The organism is Vreelandella arcis, from assembly GCF_900103865.1.
In the GTDB taxonomy this organism is placed as follows: Bacteria; Pseudomonadota; Gammaproteobacteria; order Pseudomonadales; family Halomonadaceae; genus Vreelandella; species Vreelandella arcis.
In genome coordinates, this window is record NZ_FNII01000006.1 from 250,797 (window position 1) to 268,943 (window position 18,147).

The window sequence follows — 18,147 nt, forward strand, 5'->3', positions numbered from 1 at the left end:
TGGCTATGAGTGACACGGAGCAGGACATTGTTGAGTTGATTCGTGTTGGTGAAAGTCTGACCGACGAATTCAAGAGCTGTACCAATAGCCTGCCTGACAGAGATCTGGTAGCGGCCGTCAGTAGCTGTGCGTGTCGAGACCCTTGAGCTGGAAGGGCAGTTAATCGCCAGAAACCACGTACCTAAATCTAGGCAATTGGTGTCTACTTCGGACGGGCTGCTCCAGCGTCGGCGTCTGAAAATGGATGGTAGCCCAGAGTCCGTTCCCTTCTATCCCCACGAGTTTGTACAGCGGCAATCCAGCATTGGCGTCACTGATACCTCCGCTCTGGTGTTGGAAAATCTGGCGAGTGAAGACCTGGATCCGATTCGGTGCATCCGCATCCGTAATGCCATCAAGAACTATGGAGGCGACCAAAGCCTACCGCCCTTGGCAGACGATGAACTCGACGGAGACCTGGGTCTGACTACGACTGTGGAGGGGCCTCTTCTACTGGGAAATGATATGCAGTTGCGGCAACATCTGTCGCCCCATGGGTTGGCCTTCCAGGTACTGCACGGCGCCGACGTGCTGATTAACGAGTTCTAGCGCAAGCCACTGCTGAAGACCTTCGAAGAAGTCGAGCTCTTTTTCCGGGCACAGGAAGAAGAAGAGATCCAGGTTGGCTTGTTCCGCCTGGCTACCCCAAATTTCGATCGGTGAGCCTTCCGGGAGAGTTTTGTAGAAGCGTCAACCTTGACAACTTGTAGGTAGCCGATTCCGTTCCCGTAAACCTTTACGGGCCGACCGACATCATCAAACGTATTGGCCTGGCCAAGTGCACTGGCCAATGTATTGACCGGATTTTTGAAGGATTCTCTGTTACGGACGTACTGCCCCGTTTTACTCCATGTCATCCGCTCAAACGGTCGCCATGCGAATGACTGAGTCGGATGCGGACACCGAATTCCTGCGTATGATCGTTCAGCGAGAAGAGCAGGCCAGTTTCACCATGCCCATTGACAGCTTGATCATCCTATCGAGGCTGCGCAACGAACGGCGGCTAACAACCATAGATCTGGCAAGATCGGTACAGAAGCCGGAAACGGTTACCTGGCCCACCTTGGAGAAACAGGTGGAAGCAGGCAAGGTGGACACCAACGAGACCTGAAAGGGCTTCACTTACACTCTAGCGACAAGGTGTATAAGAGAGCGAGGCAAAAGGCCGCCTATTTGCGCCAGATGGGCTTCGATGCCATTCAGCAGGAGCGGATGGTGCTGAACTTCATCGACACCCACGGCATTGTCAAACGAGAGGATGCCGCGGATCTGTGCCATATCAGCCTCTTCCAGGCCACCCGGCTGCTCAAATGCTTGAAATACAAGGGGCGATTGCCCCCGGCCGGTCAAGGAAAGGGGGCCCGATATGAGCGAAGCTGATAAAATACGTGCGCGCACGTAAAATTCGAGAGATATGAGCAGTGCACGTATTTTCGTGTGCTTTTGGTACATAGTTTAGGTTGGGCCGCATGGCGTTTGCCTGCTGGCATTTAAGCGATGTGACTTCCATTGGTACATAAGGACAACGCATGAACAGAGACGATGCTGAAGCGTTGCTGCGCACTGCAGTAGGGAACGCAAGCGCAGCCTTCCGTAGTGACCAATGGGAAGCCATTGATGCTTTGGTAAACAAGCGCAAAAAGCTACTGGTGGTTCAACGAACCGGATGGGGCAAAAGCTCAGTTTATTTCATCGCTACCCGGCTTATGCGTGATCAGGGCTACGGGCCAACTATCATTGTCTCGCCTTTGCTGGCATTGATGCGTAATCAGATTGAAGCGGCGCAAAGGCTAGGTATTCACGCAGTCACCATCAACTCGACAAATCGTGATCAGGCCGAGTCATTGATCCAGCAGATACATGCTAACCGGGTGGATTGCTTACTGATCTCACCGGAAAAGCTTGCTAATGAGCAGTTTGTTGAGCAGGCGCTTCACCCAGTTTTGGACAGAGTGGGCCTATTGGTGGTTGATGAAGCGCACTGCATTTCCGACTGGGGACATGACTTCAGGCCAGATTATCGTCGGTTGCTTAGTATCCTGCAGCAGATGCCTCCAAATATGCCAGTGTTGGGTACGACAGCCACAGCCAATGATCGGGTCATCGCAGATGTTGTCGACCAGTTGGGGGATATAGAAGTATTTCGAGGCCCTTTGGTTCGTGATAGCTTGTCTCTTCAAAACATTTCCCTTCCGGATCAAGCAAGTCGGCTTGCCTGGCTCTCAGAGATGATACCAACATTGGAAGGAGCTGGAATTGTCTATGTGCTTACAAAGCGAGATGCAGAGCAAGTTAAACGTTGGCTGTTGAGTCAGGGAATTGATGCACAAGCTTATTATAGCGGGATTGAGCATCCTGACTTCGAGAATTCCGATCAATATCGTGAGCATTTGGAAGATTTACTGCTTAACAACCAACTGAAGGTGCTTGTGGCCACGACGGCGCTAGGCATGGGTTACGACAAACCAGATCTTCACTTCGTCATTCACTACCAAACGCCGGGTTCTATCGTGTCCTATTACCAGCAGGTAGGCCGGGCGGGACGCGGTATTGATGAATCTCTCGGTATTCTGCTTTCAGGGACAGAGGATGAAAGTATTCATGAATTCTTCCGTCGCTCTGCATTCCCAAATCAGTCTCAGATTAGCCAAGTTCTTGCCGTGCTTGAAGACAGTGATAGCTTATCTGTACCGAAACTGGAAGAACGTTTGAATATGCGCAAAGGGCAGATCGAAAAAGTCCTGAAATTTTTGAGCGTGGAAAACCCAGCCCCTGTTTACAAGACGGGGAGCCAATGGATAAGAACGCCCGTTGTCTACGAGCTTGATCATGACCAAGTACACAGGCTTACGGACATGCGAGAGCAGGAGTGGCGGGAAATTCAACAATACTCAACGAGTTCAGCCTGTTTGATGGAATATTTAAGAAGGTTTCTTGATGACCCTGAGGCCAAACCCTGTGGTAAGTGTGCCAATTGCCTTGGCAAACCTCTTATTAGGGGCACACCGGACCATCAAACAGTAATTGCTGCAGCTCAGTTCCTCCGCCACTCAGAATTTGTTTTCAAGCCTAAGGTTCAAGTGGCCGCTAATGGGTTCCCGACGTACAGGTTAAAAGGAAATCTGCCGCAAAGCCTTAGAGCACAGGAAGGTAGAGTGCTTAGTCAATGGGCGGATGCAGCGTGGGGCAGTATGGTCGAACAAGACAAACATGGGGGCTATTTTCGGGATCAATTGGTGGATGCCATGGCGGAAATGATCCAGCAGCGTTGGCAACCAATACCTCGACCCGAGTGGATCACCTGTGTGCCCTCCCTGAAGCACCCAGAACTAGTACCCGCTTTTGCGGCTCGTCTGGCAAGTAAGTTGGGGCTGCCATTCTACCCGGTAATCTCCAAGGTACGAGATAACGAACCACAAAAACTACAGAACAATCGCTATCACCAGTGCAGTAATCTTGATGGCGTGTTCTCGGTCGATCCAAATCTCCCCAATGGCCCCGTCCTGTTAGTGGACGATGTCGTTGATTCAGGCTGGACAATGGCTGTTCTGGCAGCCTTAATTCGGCGACAAGGCAGTGGCGAGGTCTATCCTGTCGCTCTTGCTTCTTCTGCAAATGGGGATTGATGAATGCTTGCTGCTAAAACACAGGCAATCCTATTACTGACTGCCTACTTTTCCAAATCAACAAGCTTAGAGTCAAAACCTCTCACGAATAAAGAGTGGGGGCGTTTTGCCTTCTGGTTGAAAAACCAGGAAATGTTCCCCGAGGATCTCCTGACAGGAGATCTTAGTCAAAAACTGGCGGGATGGACAGACGCCAAAATCACATCCGACCGCATCCAAGCCCTGCTCAATCGTGGACCTGCCTTGGCAATGGCTATGGAAAAATGGACACGCGCTGGCTTATGGGTGTTGACGCGCTCAGACAGTGATTACCCAAAGCGTATTAAAGCACGCCTCGGGAATGATGCTCCTCCGGTCTTTTTCGGATGTGGCAACCGCAGTCTCCTTAGCCAAGGGGGTATTGCCGTTATAGGCTCACGCAAGACCTCTGATGCGGATCTTCTGTTTAGCCGCGATATCGGAGCGAAAGCAGCGAGCGACGGGCTCTCTGTTATATCAGGCGGTGCGAAAGGCGTCGATGAGGCCGCCATGCTGGGTGCCCTTGAATCTGAAGGTACTGCAATTGGGGTTCTCGCCAATGATCTGCTGCGCGCCGCTACCTCAGCCAAGTATAGAAAGCACCTGATGGCGAACAACCTGGCTCTGCTCTCTCCCTTTTATCCTGAGGCAGGCTTCAATGCGGGCAATGCTATGCAACGCAATAAATACATCTATTGCCTTTCGGATGCATCTATTGCCGTGCATTCCGGAATGTCAGGTGGTACCTGGAACGGTGTGCTTGAAAATATAAGACACAGATGGGTGCCGATGTGGGTCAAACCCACCGATGACCCAGAGGCCGGCAATGCCACACTGGTGCAAAAAGGCGCTAAATGGCTACCTACAGATTTTGGTGAAATCGACCTTAACCACTTACCGTACCCTGAGGACTCAGCGGCCGAGCAGGAGGCGGATCTATTTGATCATCACCAAGTTGCAGTTGTACCGGAAGTCACTGAAAACGACACTTTGACTGACAACGCCCAAAGAGACGAGGCCGAGGTAGCCTCGAATCAGGGGGCCACAGAGTCAGTTGGAGACGCTTTCGAATCTTCAATAGAGCATGAACAATCAACGCTATCGCCTGTTTTTGGTAGTCAATACGCAGAAAAACCAGCCCTGGCGCACCTTTCCTTGTATGAACACTTCCTTCTGCTGCTTAAAAATGAAACAGGCTTACCCAAAACCGTTGATGAGCTGTTGGAGGCTACCCAGCTTCACAAAACCCAGCTTAACGAATGGTTAAAACAGGCTGTCGTGGATGACAAGGTTGCTAAGCTAAGACGCCCGGTTCGGTATCAGTGGGTGGAAGACAATCAGCGCAAGATGTTCGAGGATCAGTAGTCTCCATGGAAACCGCAAAACTTAGAAAATTCGCTCAGTTCGCACGTCGCAGTCTGATTGAACAAGTCAGCGCAAAGCTTCAATTAGTGTTGGTCGAAAATAGTCCGGCGAGGCGGGAATGCCCCCAGGCCATCAAGAAGCTGGAAGAGGCGGTTTTCGAGCTGGGCAATGAGCAGGTCATCGAACGGGTTGCGTATACTTGGTTCAATCGCTTCTGCGCCCTGCGTTTTATGGACGAGAATCGCTACAACCGCCTTGGCGTCGTCTCGCCCGCGGAGGGGCAGTTTCAGCCCGAGATTTTGGCCGACGCCAAGATGGGCCATATTGATGAAGAGATGGTGTCGGAGGTGACCCGAAAAAGAATCTTCTCCCTGCTAGATGGCAAAACGCCCAGTCAGGATCCGCAGGGTGAGGCCTATCGACTGCTAGTGGTAGCGGCCTGTAACCATTGGCACAGTGCCATGCCGTTCCTGTTTGAACGCATTGATGACTATACTGAGCTGCTGATGCCGGACGATTTGCTCTCGGGCAACTCTATTCTCGCCTACACCCGAGAGGCCATGGCGCCAGACGCCTGTCAGGATGTCGAGGTGATTGGCTGGTTGTATCAGTTTTATATCTCAGAGAAAAAGGATCAAGTATTCGAGGCATTGAAGAAGAACCAAAAAATCACTCCGACCAATATCCCGGCCGCCACCCAGCTTTTTACACCGCACTGGATTGTCCGTTATTTGGTGGAAAATTCGCTTGGTCGCCTCTGGATGCTCAACCGGCCCAACTCCAGCCTGATTGAGCAGATGGACTACTACATCAAGCCCGAACAAGTTGAATCAGACATTCTACGCATCAATAATCCGGAAGAAATCAAGATCTGCGATCCAGCCTGTGGTTCGGGCCATATGCTAACTTATGCCTTTGACTTGCTCTATGCGATTTATGAGGAGGAAGGTTACGAACCTGCCGATATTCCGGCCAAGATACTAATTCACAACCTCTACGGTATTGAGATTGATGAGCGGGCTGGTGAGTTAGCTGCCTTCGCGCTGACAATGAAGGCGCGGGCCAAGCAGCGCCGGTTCTTTCGTAAACCGGTGCAACCCAATATTTGTGTATTGGAAAATATCCGGTTCGCCGAGGGTGAACTCACGGAATATATGGATTTTATCGGTAGGGATTTATTCAACGCTTCGTTTCAATCTACCCTGCGACAGTTTGAGGAAGTCGATAATTTTGGCTCTCTAATCGAACCCGATCTCACCGAACCAGACGAAATTCTCAGAGCGTTGGAAGCCAAAGATGTTTCTGGTCAACTGTTCCTTAGTGAGACCCATGACAGGGTTTTGCGAGCCCTAAAGCAAGCCGAACTCTTATCCTCCACGTACCATGTAGTGATTGCGAACCCCCCATATGCCGGTAGGAAGGGGTTGAATAAGGCCTTATCCGGATGGCTCTACGATCATTACCGCAATTATAGTTCAGATCTATACGCTGCATTCGTAAAAAGGATTATGGGCGCCACTAAAAAAGGTGGTTCGATCGGTTTGATGACGCCGTTCACCTGGATGTTCATTAGTTCTTACAAGGAGATGCGGAGCCTCATAATTAATGAAGCACACATTACAAGCTTGGTTAGGCCAGAATATCATGCGTTCTTTGAGTCTGCATATGTCCCTATTTGTGCTTTTTCAGTACAGAAGTCCTCTGCATTAGAGAAGCTAGGTGTATTTGTAGATCTCAATGAGTTTGTAGGTGCAGGCATTCAATCACATTACCTCAGGGAAGCCATTCAAAACCCGTCGGTGCCTTGGCGCCATACGGCTTCTTCATCTGATTTTCAAAAAATTCCTGGCTCTCCGATTGCCTACTGGCTCTCCCCTAAATCCTTACGTGTCTTTGAAGACAATCCAAGCCTGTCCTCATTCGCCGAACCTCGGCAGGGGCTTATTACAGGAGACAATGAGAGGTTCCTGAGACAGTGGCCTGAAGTGGCGAACAATCGGATGCTTCTGAACGCTAAGTCCAGAGCCGAGGCCTCATCCTCAGGTTACCGCTGGTTTCCCCACCATAAAGGTGGAGCCTTCAGAAAGTGGTATGGCAATCACGAACACTTGGTGGATTGGGAAAATGATGGCTCCAGAATACGAAATTTTGTTGATGAAAAAGGAAAGTTACGGTCTCGACCGCAGAATATAGAATACTTCTTTCGGCCAGCCGTTACGTGGACATCGCTTACCGTCGGCTCTTTTAATGCTCGGATTTGCAATGGAGGCTTCGTATACGATGCCAAAGGCCCAATGGCAAAATCAAAGCGAGAAGACGATCTACACAAATTAACCGGATTGCTGAACTCTTCTTGCTCAAATCTCTTTCTAAAGCTTCTGGCTCCCACCATGGACTACAATCAGGGCCCGGTTGGGCGTATTCCTTGGCCCGAGGTTACACCTAATGCTCAGGCGACGATCGACAATGCCGTCGCTTCGCTGATTGATTTAGCAAGGTTTGATTGGGATTCCTACGAAACCTCCTGGGATTTCGAAAGCCTACCGCTTTTGAGCTTTGAGTGCCGTCAGGTAACGCTAGAGGTTATCTACCAGCAGCTCCGCTCCCACTGGCGCGAAATGACCTTGAAGGCGCAACGGCTGGAGGAAGAGAATAACCACATCTTCATTGAGGCCTACGGCCTTCAGGATGACCTGACTCCTGATGTGCCGTTGGAAGAGATAACTCTGACCTGCAATCCCCACTACCGCTACGGCAACAACAAGAGCGTAGAAGAGCTAGAAGCGCTGCTTCTTACCGACACAATGCGCGAACTGGTGTCCTATGCCGTTGGCTGTATGTTAGGCCGCTATGCGTTGGATAAGCCAGGACTGATCTTGGCCAACCAAGGTGAAACCATTCAGGACTATTTGAAACGGGTACCGGAGCCTAGCTTCCCAGCCGATGACGACAATGTTATCCCCATGCTTGATGGCGACTGGTTCACTGACGACATTGCCGAACGCTTCCGCGAATTCCTTCGCATCGCCTTTGGCGAGCAACACTACGAGGAGAACCTTCGCTTCGTCGAACAGGCGCTTGGCAAGGATATCCGCAAATACTTCCTGAAGGACTTTTACAGCGACCATTGGCGGCGCTATAAAAAGCGTCCGATTTACTGGCTGTTTTCATCTCCCAAGGGATCTTTCAACGCGTTGATTTACATGCACCGCTACCGCCCTGACAACGTCAGTGTGGTGCTCAATGACTACCTGCGTGAATTCCGTACCAAACTGTCAGCTCGTCGGGACCATCTGGAAGCTGTCAGTATCAGCGCCGGTGCCTCTCCGGGGGAGAAGACGAAAGCCCTGAAGGACATCGAAAAAATCAGCAAAATCATTGTTGAACTGGATGACTACGAGCGCGACGTACTCTATCCGCTGGCGGCGAAACAGATTGAAATCGATCTGGATGATGGGGTGAAAGTGAATTACCCGAAATTTGGCGAAGCCCTGAAAAAAATCTCAGGTCTGTCTTGAAGTATTAAGGAGCGAGAACGTGGCTGGTAAATACGAAAACCCTATTACGATTAAAGAAGCTATTGATGCGATCAATCAGCGGGATTTTTTGCTACCAGCGATTCAGCGGAAATTTGTATGGAGTAGCCATCAGATCTGCGTTTTGTTTGACTCAATAATGCGCGGCTACCCCATCAATAGCTTTATGGTGTGGGAAGTCAAAGATGGACCGATCAAGAACGATTACAAATTTTACGAGTTTTTAAAGTCTTTTTGTCAGCGTTTCGGTGAGGAGAACCCTCATGAGCCCACCAATGCGAGCTATAAGGATTTCAAGGCGATTATTGATGGCCAACAGCGGTTAACCTCTTTGTACATAGGGCTATGTGGTACCTATGCCTACAAAAAGCCTCGTGTTTGGTGGCCAAGCACACGCGATGACAGAGTTCTACCACCGCGAAAGCTCTACCTTGACTTGATGGCTCCGTTAGTCACGGAAGATGACGAGTCATTGATGTACTACAACTTCAAGTTCCTCACCGACCGTCAGTATCAAGACTCTATAAAAGCAGAGGATTCTGCTCATCACTGGCTATGTATGCACGAAGTTCTCAGATATCCGGCATATGATGGCACTGATGTGTTACTTGAAGTTGTATTGCCTGAATTAGAGCGTAGAGGGCTGACGGGCAACAAGTTCGCAAACAAAACACTGCTGAAACTATACGATGTGATCCGTGATCAACGGATCATTCACTATTTCAACGAAAGCAGTCAGGAAATTGACCATGTTCTTGATGTGTTTATCCGAACCAACAGCGGTGGAACGAAGCTCGATTTCTCAGATTTACTGATGTCGATTGCTGTAGCGCATTGGGAAGGTGATTTTCGGAAAGAACTAGACGATCTGACGCATCATATCCATCAGAGCACCGAAATGGGATTCTACATTGAAAGGGACTGGCTGCTGAAGGCGTGCTTGACGCTTACTGGGGCCGACGTACGTTTCAAGGTCAGGAATTTCAAGGGTGATCAGGTTGCCCGCATTCAACAGGAGTGGCCTGGGATTAAGGAGTGTATCACTGAGACATTTCGGTTGATCAGGCGGTTTGGCATAACACCTCAGTCTTTGACATCCAAGAATGCGGTTATTCCAATTTGCTACTACTTGTTCCGAAAGCAGACCGATAATGGCCCGCTTTACACGCAAATCAATAATCTCGCAAAGTGCCACGAGCAACGATCTGTGATCAGCCAGTGGTTCTATATGGCGCTTCTGAAAGGGGTCTTCGGGGGCCAGGCAGACACTATTCTCTCAAGTATGCGGGATCTACTGGATCAACATCTCAGTGAAAGATCGTTTCCGTTGGAAGCGATTATCGAGCGTTATAGAGCGACGAACAAAGATCTCAGGTTTGATGAGGAAACGCTTGATAAATTACTGGAGACTCAACACGGTGAGGGGCGTTGCCGCGCCTTATTACATCTATTGTTTCCGGAAATGAATGTGACCGAGATCTTTCACATTGATCACTTGCATCCACAGTCGGCTTTCTCCAATAAAGCGCTGAAAGGACATGAATTTTTGGCAGAGAATGAGGAGTTAAGGGCGTTCTACGGTAGCCCCGTCCATTGGAACGCTATCCCAAATTTGCATCTGTTGAACCATTCACAGAACCAGTCCAAAAATGACAGGTCTCTCAAAGACTGGCTTGGTGATCAAAATGTCCATCTGTCGGCGCGTGATTTGCTAGTCGAAAATGTTGATTTAGAGTTTGAATCTTTCAAAGCGTTTTATGAAGCGAGGCACGAAGCCCTCAAACGGCGTCTAATTTCACGTGTCTACATGGCTACGCCTGTCGTGCCAGAGGAAGTAGACGATAGCGAGGGTGAAGAAGTCTTGGAAGAAGCAGTTCTATGAACAATCAAATAGAGACAGCGTTGTCTCGCTTGTTCGAAAAGCATCGAATCATATTCTGGTACGACACCAAGCGCGAACTGCGCAGCGATTTTGAGAGGGTGTCGCTTCCGGACGTCGAGAAGCTAGAAGTTGCCAACAATGAATACGGGCTGAAATATCGTATTCTGCGCGAAGCGCCGGAGCAAAAGTTTCTCCTGTATCAAGAAGGTCCCCAGCCAGCAGACCTGGATAACTGGTTACTGGATGTGCAGCTAACCCATGGAGAGTTCAGTACCGACCAGGTGGCCATCTGGTTATCTGAGCTGGAGCTGGGCTTGGAATTTGCTGAGCTTGCACAGACGCATGCTGAATTCTTTCGGGCCGCGAAGCGCAGGGATATCTTGAAGAAATGGCTGCAGCCCGATGATACCGTTGGCCAGTTACGGCTAAAGATGCTGGCCGTGTGTGCCAGCAGTGAACCACGTATGGACGCGGTTGTAGAGACCTTGCTTCAGCAGCTGGCCGATGGCAGGAATGAGGGCATGCGTCTAATTGAGCGCTGCGAGCTGGATACCTTTCTCTGGGAGCAGCTCACTCGCTTTTATGGCTATGAATCCATTGATCCGAGCCTGCGGGATTTCGTCATTGCGCTATTCAAGTCCTGCTATGCCATGAGCACTGATGGCGAGGTTAAAATGACCGGCGATGCCCTGGTGTTTCTTAAGCGCTGGAAAGACAGCCGGCAGTTCGAAGCAGGTTTTGAGACTTTATCCGCCGAGTGTGCCGATGTACTTGGCATTGAAAAGGATCTAGAAAAGCGAGATTTCCGCGATTTGATCGAGTTGGATTATTTTCGGCTGATCGACCAGAAAATTATCAGTGACCTGGTACGTGCCGTAGTGGGTCGCACTGTCACCAGTGGCGATGTGGCCCTCTGGGTCCGTCAACGGCGTCAGGGGCATTGGTACGGTGAGTTTCGGCACCTTTATGAAGCTGTAGAATTCGCTGCACGCTTTATCCAGATGCTAGGCGAGGCCAGGCTAACCATGGAGAGTCTTGCCGATGGCGTGCAGCGTTACAGCCGAGTTTGGTTTCAGCTGGATCAGCTCTATCGCAAGTTTACCTACCATGTGCGCTTGTCCGGTCAGCCATCACTGATGGGCGAACTTAGTGAGCAGGTCGAAAATATGTACTCCAACAATTACTTGATGAAGCTTGGGGATGCATTTCAGAGTCACGTCGATACAAGCGCCAACTGGGAAGCTTACCCTGTTCGCCAACAGAGTGACTTCTTCGAACACTGGGTGCGTCCGTTCCTGCTCAAGGACAAACGCGTATGCGTGGTTATCTCCGACGCCATGCGTTATGAGATTGGGGACGAGTTGCTGAGCCTTATCCGTCAGGAGGATCGCTACAGCGCAGATCTTGAGCCTGCGCTCTCCATGCTGCCCAGTTATACCCAGCTTGGTATGGCTGCGCTGATGCCCAACAAAACCCTATCGATTGCGGATAACGATACTGGTACGGTGCTAATTGACGGTCGGAGTTCCCAAGGTACCGCCAACCGGACAAAGATCTTGCAGACCGCACAGGAGGGACGAGGTCAAGCCATCAGGGCTGATGAGTTTATGCAGCTCAACCGTGACGATAGCCGAGATGTGCTAAAAGGCAACGATGTGCTGTACATCTATCACAATCGAATTGATCACACCGGCGATAAAATGCATTCAGAGGGTCAGGCTTTTGAGGCGGCGGAACAGACTCTGGATGACCTGGTTCGCCTGATCAAGAAGCTGACGGCTGCCAATGCCAATAATTTGCTGATCACTGCCGATCACGGTTTTATCTATCAGAACCGCGAAATCGATGAGAGTGACTTTCTCAGTGTCCCGGCGGACGGAGAAAGTGTTCTCTATCGGGATCGACGCTTCGTTCTGGGGAAGGGGCTAACAACATCCCCAGCGTTTCACCACTTCTCGTCCGAACAGCTTGGACTAGACGGGGATATGGAAGTGCAGATCCCCAAGTCGATCAACCGACTACGCTTGAAGGGCTCTGGCAGTCGTTTTGTTCATGGCGGTGCCTCCTTGCAGGAAGTGGTCATACCCGTGTTGAGGGTAAATAAGAAACGCCAGAGCGATGTTAGCGCCGTTGAGGTGGATATCCTACGTGGGACCAACTCAGTGATCACCTCCGGGCAACTCGCGGTCACTCTTTATCAGTCAGAGCCGGTGACGGAAAAGATCCAGCCGCGCTTGTTACGTGCGGGCATCTACACCCAGGCAGGTGAGCTGATCTCGGATAGCCATGAGCTGGTGTTTGATCTGACCTCGGAGAATCCTCGTGAACGGGAGCTGCAGGTGCGTTTTGTTCTCACCCGTAAGGCGGATGAGGCCAATGGTCAGGAAGTCTCCCTAAGGGTTGAGGAACAGCATGCTGGGACGTCTCATTTCAAGGAGTATAAGTCGCTCAGATATACGATGCGGCGATCCTTTACCAGCGATTTTGATTTTTGAGGACGGTAGCCAATGAACACGCTTGACCAAAAGATCAACGAACACTTTCCGGGCTTGGTGGTTCGCAAAGATCTGGTGAAGACTGTCAAGGGCAACGCCATTGTACCGTCCTATGTTCTGGAGTATTTACTAGGACAATATTGCGCGACCAGTGACGAGGCCACTATCCAGACCGGTATTGAGACGGTGAAGGAAATACTGGCCAAGCACTATGTTCATCGTAACGAGGCCGGGTTGGTACGCTCTAATATCAAGGAGAAAGGGCGTTACAAGGTTATCGACAAGATTAGTGTCGCACTGAACGAGAAGACTGACGCTTACGAGGCTCAGTTTTCCAACCTGGGCATCAAAAAAGTATTGGTGGATTCCGGTACAGTAAAAGCCCACCCAAAATTGCTAGTAAGCGGCGTGTGGTGTATCTCAGATATCGAATACGAGTTTACTGAAGACAAGAATGCTAGCCCGTGGATCCTGACCACACTCAAGCCAATTCAGCTGTCTCACTTTGATTATGACGCCTATGTGGAAGCCCGCCAGAAGTTCAGTACTGACGAGTGGATAGATTTGCTGATCCAGAGCATTGGTTTTAACCCAGAGATGTTTGGCAAACGCAGCAAGCTACTCCAGCTCCTGCGGCTTATTCCTTTCTGCGAGCGAAACTATAATCTGATCGAGCTAGGCCCAAAGGGCACAGGTAAGTCACATGTTTACTCTGAGTTTTCTCCTCACGGCATTTTAGTGTCTGGAGGCGAGGTGTCTGTTCCTAAGTTATTTGTGAACAACTCCAGTGGCAAAATTGGACTGGTAGGCTATTGGGACTGTGTGGCTTTCGACGAATTCGCCGGCAAGAAGAAGCGTGTCGACAAGGCCCTCGTTGACATTATGAAGAACTACATGGCCAACAAGTCGTTCTCGCGCGGCGTCGAGACTCTGGGAGCTGAGGCTTCCATGGTGTTCGTTGGTAACACCAGGCATACAGTCCCTTATATGCTGAAACATTCCGATTTGTTCGATGAGTTGCCAGATAAGTTCTACGATTCCGCTTTTCTCGATCGGCTCCATTTTTACATACCGGGATGGGAAGTCGACATAATCAGGGGCGAGATGTTCTCTGATGGCTACGGCTTTGTGGTGGATTATCTCGCCGAAGTCCTGCGCTCCATGCGGAACTACGACTACTCAGATCAGTATCGCGAGCATTTTTCGTTATCTTCGGATATTTCGACCCGTGACCGAGACGGTATCAACAAAACATTTTCGGGGCTCATGAAGATCCTGTTTCCCCAAGGTGGTGCTAGCAAAGGTGATATTGAGAAGTTGCTGCGATTCGCTATAGAAGGGCGCAAGAGGGTGAAAGACCAGTTGATGAGAATCGACACAACCTATGGGGAAGTGCGCTTTGCCTATCTGGATACCGATGGCAATGAATCACTGGTTACTACTCTAGAGGAAGAGGAATATCCTGGCTGTTATTACAAGACAGTGGCTGATGCAGATATCGAGAATGGGAGGGCTGAGTCTCATTCTGTAGAGGAGCCACTAGATAGTACAGTTAACGTGCCTGAACCCGAAAAGCAGGGACTGCAGGAAAAACACTTAACCTTCCAGGAGAACCAGAAAGGAGTCTCATTCGATACGCTGTTTGGGCCTTACCTGAAGGATACCAAACGTATCACAGTTACCGATCCATACATTCGTCTCTTCTACCAAATTCGTAACCTCATGGAATTTTTTGAGACCATCGTCAAGAACAAGGCCCAAGAAGATGAAGTTGTGGTTCACCTAGTTACTGCCAGAGATGAATTTAAGGGCGAATTGCAAGACGAGAGCTTTGAAAAAATCCAGGTATCGGCACGTCTAGTGGGTATCGACTTCACTTGGGAGTTTGACGAGACCGGCACTATTCACGCGCGCCATATCGTAACGGACAATGGCTGGAAGATATTACTAGACAGAGGACTAGACATTTTTCAGCACTACGAGATGAATGATGCCTTTTCATTTACCAATCGCCTCCAGCAGTTTCGTTCGAGCAAAGCCTTCGAGGTAACTTTTATCAAACAGGCATAAAAGTATTGGGGAGCGAAAGGGCAGGGAAGATCCCTAATAGCAGTCACTCCTGAAATTAGATTACAGTGATTTATAAATTTTTCTATTTGGAACTCAATTCCTCAAAAAGATGCCAATAGTGGGGTTGCATCAAAAAAGTCCTAAGATATATTGTTTTTTTATATGAATGATAGCAATGGCCCAGCTGGCGGTGGCTAATAACACCAGCAGCACATCACGGTGAAGAAAGTTGTTTTGCCTCCATGCCGGGGATGTGCACCGAGTGGATCGTGTAATATGCAGAAAGTGCTATCATAGTCAGAAGACGTTAAGGTTTTTTCCGCTTTTATTTATGACTTTAATTTAACAAGAGAATTTTTGTTAAAATTCTCCGAAAACATCAAATGTCAAAAAAATTTCATTTTCAAAATTATTCCCTGAAATGTCAGATGAACCATACAAGTTACCCTCAATATCTATGATGCCATCAATTAACATTGGTAATCCATTTGCTGGATTTATATTAGGATGATCACAAGTATCAATATCACTAGTATTTAATGAATAGTTTTTCATTACGAGCTCCTCTTTTTCAGAACCATTTGTTTTCTTCAAGCCCATTATTTGTTGAATTTATTTTATCATCACTGGTTATGCTCATATGTGTCTGCATATTCAAAAATCTTCCCGCATTCCTGCTTAAAGAAAAAGATACTTCAATCTCATAAAAACTCTCAAGCTCTTCTATCGACTCAACTACTGACACCATTATGTCTTTTACAGATTTCATGACAATCCCCTCTTTAATTTATGAAACAGTGATCCAGGCCAGCGAATACGTTGAATTTCTGACTGAAACCCCCGTATAAAGTGGTTGAAACACTCTCCCGTCTAATTCTAAGCTAAGGTCTCGACGCTGCAAGGGGCAAGTAACAAATCTATCTTTGTACGTAGCCCTCCCCCCTGCGTGACAGGCATAGCCTGTCACGCAGGGGGGTAGGAGGCGCTAAATTATTAGCTTTTCATGACCCATGAATTAAGAAAAGCTTACAGTCCGAGTGATCGACGAAATTCATGCCGATCAAATTTCCCATGTGTTTTTTCCCGTTCAGAATGATATTTTTCTAGATGATCAATTTCGTATGTTTCATCTATCGATCCATGATCTTTATAAATTTGAACTTTCCTGTTAGTAATGTCCTTAATGGATCTGATTGATTCCATCAAAGATGACATTTTTGAATTAATTTTCCTGATTTTACTAAACTTATCTTCAGCAATCATAATTGCCTTTTTTTCTGTCTTTGTGCACTTTAAGAAAGAGCTAGCTGGAATCTTAAATTCCTTCAGATCGCCCTTGTTAACCGCATCACTATAGTTGCTCTCGCCGTTATATTTTTTCCATCGAATTATAACGGCAGTCTTCCCCTTTTCAACTGTGCAGAAATGTTTCCAATACTTGAAGTGTGGGTTGTTTTCTTTATCGTAATCTCTTGATTCGTAAAATTCTTCTACAATTAAGTCAGCATAAACATAAAGCAAATCTACCAGCGAAGCAGTCTGGTCAGACGTAATATCACAAATAATATTAGCGCGATGGTTGAAATAAAAAAGTGCCTTTTGAAAATCATTCATATTTACAGGCATAGAAGGTTCAAGGTTAGTAAATGACTCATGAAAATCTTGATCTGAAAAATACTCAGAAAGACTTTTTTCAAAAGCTATATCCAAGTAGATAGCTTTCTCCAACTCATCGATATCATCAATTTCATTAATATCCATAGTGATTTCTCCTTTGATACTTAAAATTAATTTTTATAATAACCAAGCATAGCTTACAAAAAAGTGCTGAAATTAAGAAAAAAATGCGTTTAGGCAAGCTGTATTTTTACAAAAATAATTTATAATCAAAATTCACTGAAGGGGTAGGGAATATGAAAGAAACATCAAATGATTACGAAGAATTTTATTCTGGAAATAACTACAACGTTTGCTGCTTCATTACTGAGTTAGCAAGATACTTGTCTTATGAGTTGGATGGTGAAGATGAAATGAAGCATTGTATTTTAAAAATGAGTTTTAAAGTTGCCGAAGATCTTGTTAAATCAGCTGAGGTATCTAAATACATAAAAAAATTTGAAATTTATCTTATGGCTCTTAATATTGTGTTTAATGATAAAACCCTGGGTTCAGCTGAAGCTATGTTGATATATCACTTATGCCTAGCCACAACTGAAATATACAAAAAAAATACGAGAAATTTTCAATGAATAATATCCAGGCTTATTGATGAGGTAGGCTTAAAAAATAATGGATGCGAATCTTCTGGATAATAAAGGTGCCAAAGAAAACACGAACTGATTGCTTTGCCGCAAATTCTGAGTGCAGCACCTGACCAAACCGGTAAGGTGCTGCACTCAGAATTTGCGGCAAAGGGTTTTATGAATGATTTTACACTTTATGACCGTTTTATCACCTACCTTGCTGGTTATGATCGGGGACGTTAGCTTCAGGTTTTTATGTTCTTTTTATGAAAAATAATTCTTAGTTATTTAAGTTGCGCTGCTGGTTATGTGTTAAAGAAATGAATAGTAAGCGCCAATGCATATTGGTTTTTTACTCTGGTTAGTCTTTATTCGCTCATAGTTTGTGCAGAGTTACTTCTAAGCACCGACCACTCTGATAGAGTGGCGGCTGATTGTATGTGATTTTGAGGCCCACGCTAAAAGACGCTTTTCGTTAAGACTATCATATCATGTAATTTTGAAGTGATTTCGGAACCTTATTTTAGTACGTTTTTAAATCCTGAATTCAAACATTAAGCGCAGCACCTGCGGTTTTTAGCGCCCCTGAATACTCTCCCAGGAACACTTGTGCCGGTGTCCGATACCCCAAGCGTTTTCTGGGGCGATTGTTCAGCTTGGCAACGACTCTCCTCAGTGCTGAGTCGCTCACCTTTCGGAAGTCCGTTCCTTTCGGGAAATACTGGCGAATCAGGCCGTTGGTATTTTCATTGGTACCACGCTGGCATGAGCGGTACGGGTCACAAAAATAGGTCTTGGCCGAGACGGCCTTGGCAACCTGTCGGTGCTCAGCGAATTCCGAACCGTTATCCAAGGTGATGGTCTGCACTGCGC

15 protein-coding genes are annotated in these 18,147 nt (G+C 47.8%); 11 read left to right on the forward strand and 4 right to left on the reverse strand.

What is annotated here, in order from left to right; all coding sequences use genetic code 11:
• Positions 1-5 precede the first annotated feature (5 nt).
• The 10 genes from BLR97_RS19790 to brxL all read left to right on the forward strand — a co-directional run bounded on the left by BLR97_RS19790 (position 6) and on the right by brxL (position 15,031).
• Positions 6-146, forward strand: a complete 141-nt coding sequence (locus tag BLR97_RS19790) for a hypothetical protein (protein WP_211605082.1) — start codon at positions 6-8, stop codon at positions 144-146.
• Between the two features lie 52 nt (positions 147-198).
• Complete coding sequence (locus BLR97_RS19795; RefSeq protein ID WP_211605084.1) at positions 199-588, forward strand: hypothetical protein; 390 nt, start codon at positions 199-201, stop codon at positions 586-588.
• 331 nt (positions 589-919) lie between these two features.
• Positions 920-1,150, forward strand: a complete 231-nt coding sequence (locus BLR97_RS19800) for a hypothetical protein (RefSeq protein ID WP_211605086.1) — start codon at positions 920-922, stop codon at positions 1,148-1,150.
• 62 nt (positions 1,151-1,212) lie between these two features.
• Positions 1,213-1,419 (forward strand): hypothetical protein, encoded by a 207-nt coding sequence (locus BLR97_RS19805; RefSeq protein ID WP_211605088.1) that lies wholly within the window; start codon positions 1,213-1,215, stop codon positions 1,417-1,419.
• Positions 1,420-1,568: 149 nt separating this feature from the next.
• On the forward strand, positions 1,569-3,665 hold the full coding sequence (locus BLR97_RS09390; protein WP_089705397.1) for a RecQ family ATP-dependent DNA helicase: 2,097 nt from the start codon (positions 1,569-1,571) through the stop codon (positions 3,663-3,665).
• Positions 3,666-3,668: 3 nt separating this feature from the next.
• Positions 3,669-5,048, forward strand: a complete 1,380-nt coding sequence (locus tag BLR97_RS09395; protein ID WP_089705400.1) for a DNA-processing protein DprA — start codon at positions 3,669-3,671, stop codon at positions 5,046-5,048.
• 5 nt (positions 5,049-5,053) lie between these two features.
• The gene (pglX, locus tag BLR97_RS09400) at positions 5,054-8,566 is read left to right on the forward strand and encodes a BREX-1 system adenine-specific DNA-methyltransferase PglX (protein WP_089705403.1); all 3,513 of its coding nucleotides are present in this window, start codon (positions 5,054-5,056) and stop codon (positions 8,564-8,566) included.
• A 19-nt stretch (positions 8,567-8,585) separates the two neighbouring features.
• The gene (locus BLR97_RS09405; protein ID WP_089705406.1) at positions 8,586-10,466 is read left to right on the forward strand and encodes a DUF262 domain-containing protein; all 1,881 of its coding nucleotides are present in this window, start codon (positions 8,586-8,588) and stop codon (positions 10,464-10,466) included.
• The gene (pglZ, locus tag BLR97_RS09410) at positions 10,463-12,961 is read left to right on the forward strand and encodes a BREX-1 system phosphatase PglZ type A (protein WP_089705408.1); all 2,499 of its coding nucleotides are present in this window, start codon (positions 10,463-10,465) and stop codon (positions 12,959-12,961) included. The genes BLR97_RS09405 and pglZ overlap by 4 nt, the downstream gene beginning before the upstream one ends.
• A gap of 12 nt (positions 12,962-12,973) precedes the next feature.
• Positions 12,974-15,031: a BREX system Lon protease-like protein BrxL gene (gene brxL / locus BLR97_RS09415; RefSeq protein WP_089705411.1), complete on the forward strand. Its 2,058-nt coding sequence runs from the start codon at positions 12,974-12,976 to the stop codon at positions 15,029-15,031.
• Between the two features lie 360 nt (positions 15,032-15,391).
• Here brxL and BLR97_RS19580 read toward each other — a convergent pair whose 3' ends face one another.
• The 3 genes from BLR97_RS19580 to BLR97_RS09425 form a co-directional block, all read right to left on the reverse strand.
• The gene (locus tag BLR97_RS19580) at positions 15,392-15,586 is read right to left on the reverse strand and encodes a hypothetical protein (RefSeq protein ID WP_139172919.1); all 195 of its coding nucleotides are present in this window, start codon (positions 15,584-15,586) and stop codon (positions 15,392-15,394) included.
• A 16-nt stretch (positions 15,587-15,602) separates the two neighbouring features.
• Positions 15,603-15,800, reverse strand: a complete 198-nt coding sequence (locus BLR97_RS09420) for a hypothetical protein (RefSeq protein WP_089705415.1) — start codon at positions 15,798-15,800, stop codon at positions 15,603-15,605.
• A gap of 257 nt (positions 15,801-16,057) precedes the next feature.
• On the reverse strand, positions 16,058-16,792 hold the full coding sequence (locus BLR97_RS09425; protein ID WP_089705419.1) for a hypothetical protein: 735 nt from the start codon (positions 16,790-16,792) through the stop codon (positions 16,058-16,060).
• Positions 16,793-16,944: 152 nt separating this feature from the next.
• On the opposite strand from BLR97_RS09425, the gene BLR97_RS09430 reads away from it, so the two are divergent.
• A complete protein-coding gene (locus tag BLR97_RS09430) occupies positions 16,945-17,280 on the forward strand; it encodes a hypothetical protein (protein WP_089705423.1) in 336 nt (111 codons plus the stop codon).
• Between the two features lie 541 nt (positions 17,281-17,821).
• On the opposite strand, the gene BLR97_RS09435 is transcribed toward BLR97_RS09430, so the two are convergent.
• Positions 17,822-18,147 (reverse strand): IS30 family transposase (locus tag BLR97_RS09435; protein WP_139172921.1); only part of this gene is annotated, 326 nt, incomplete at its 5' end.

What these genes read in the sequence shown, in the direction of transcription:
- BLR97_RS19580 (WP_139172919.1), bottom strand. Translation starts at nt 15,586, where the DNA reads ATGAAAAACTATTCATTAAATACTAGTGATATTGATACTTGTGATCAT.
- BLR97_RS19800 (WP_211605086.1), top strand. Translation starts at nt 920, where the DNA reads ATGACTGAGTCGGATGCGGACACCGAATTCCTGCGTATGATCGTTCAG.
- brxL (WP_089705411.1), top strand. Translation starts at nt 12,974, where the DNA reads ATGAACACGCTTGACCAAAAGATCAACGAACACTTTCCGGGCTTGGTG.
- BLR97_RS09390 (WP_089705397.1), top strand. Translation starts at nt 1,569, where the DNA reads ATGAACAGAGACGATGCTGAAGCGTTGCTGCGCACTGCAGTAGGGAAC.
- pglZ (WP_089705408.1), top strand. Translation starts at nt 10,463, where the DNA reads ATGAACAATCAAATAGAGACAGCGTTGTCTCGCTTGTTCGAAAAGCAT.
- BLR97_RS09425 (WP_089705419.1), bottom strand. Translation starts at nt 16,792, where the DNA reads ATGGATATTAATGAAATTGATGATATCGATGAGTTGGAGAAAGCTATC.
- pglX (WP_089705403.1), top strand. Translation starts at nt 5,054, where the DNA reads ATGGAAACCGCAAAACTTAGAAAATTCGCTCAGTTCGCACGTCGCAGT.
- BLR97_RS09420 (WP_089705415.1), bottom strand. Translation starts at nt 15,800, where the DNA reads ATGAAATCTGTAAAAGACATAATGGTGTCAGTAGTTGAGTCGATAGAA.
- BLR97_RS19790 (WP_211605082.1), top strand. Translation starts at nt 6, where the DNA reads ATGAGTGACACGGAGCAGGACATTGTTGAGTTGATTCGTGTTGGTGAA.
- BLR97_RS09395 (WP_089705400.1), top strand. Translation starts at nt 3,669, where the DNA reads ATGCTTGCTGCTAAAACACAGGCAATCCTATTACTGACTGCCTACTTT.
- BLR97_RS09430 (WP_089705423.1), top strand. Translation starts at nt 16,945, where the DNA reads ATGAAAGAAACATCAAATGATTACGAAGAATTTTATTCTGGAAATAAC.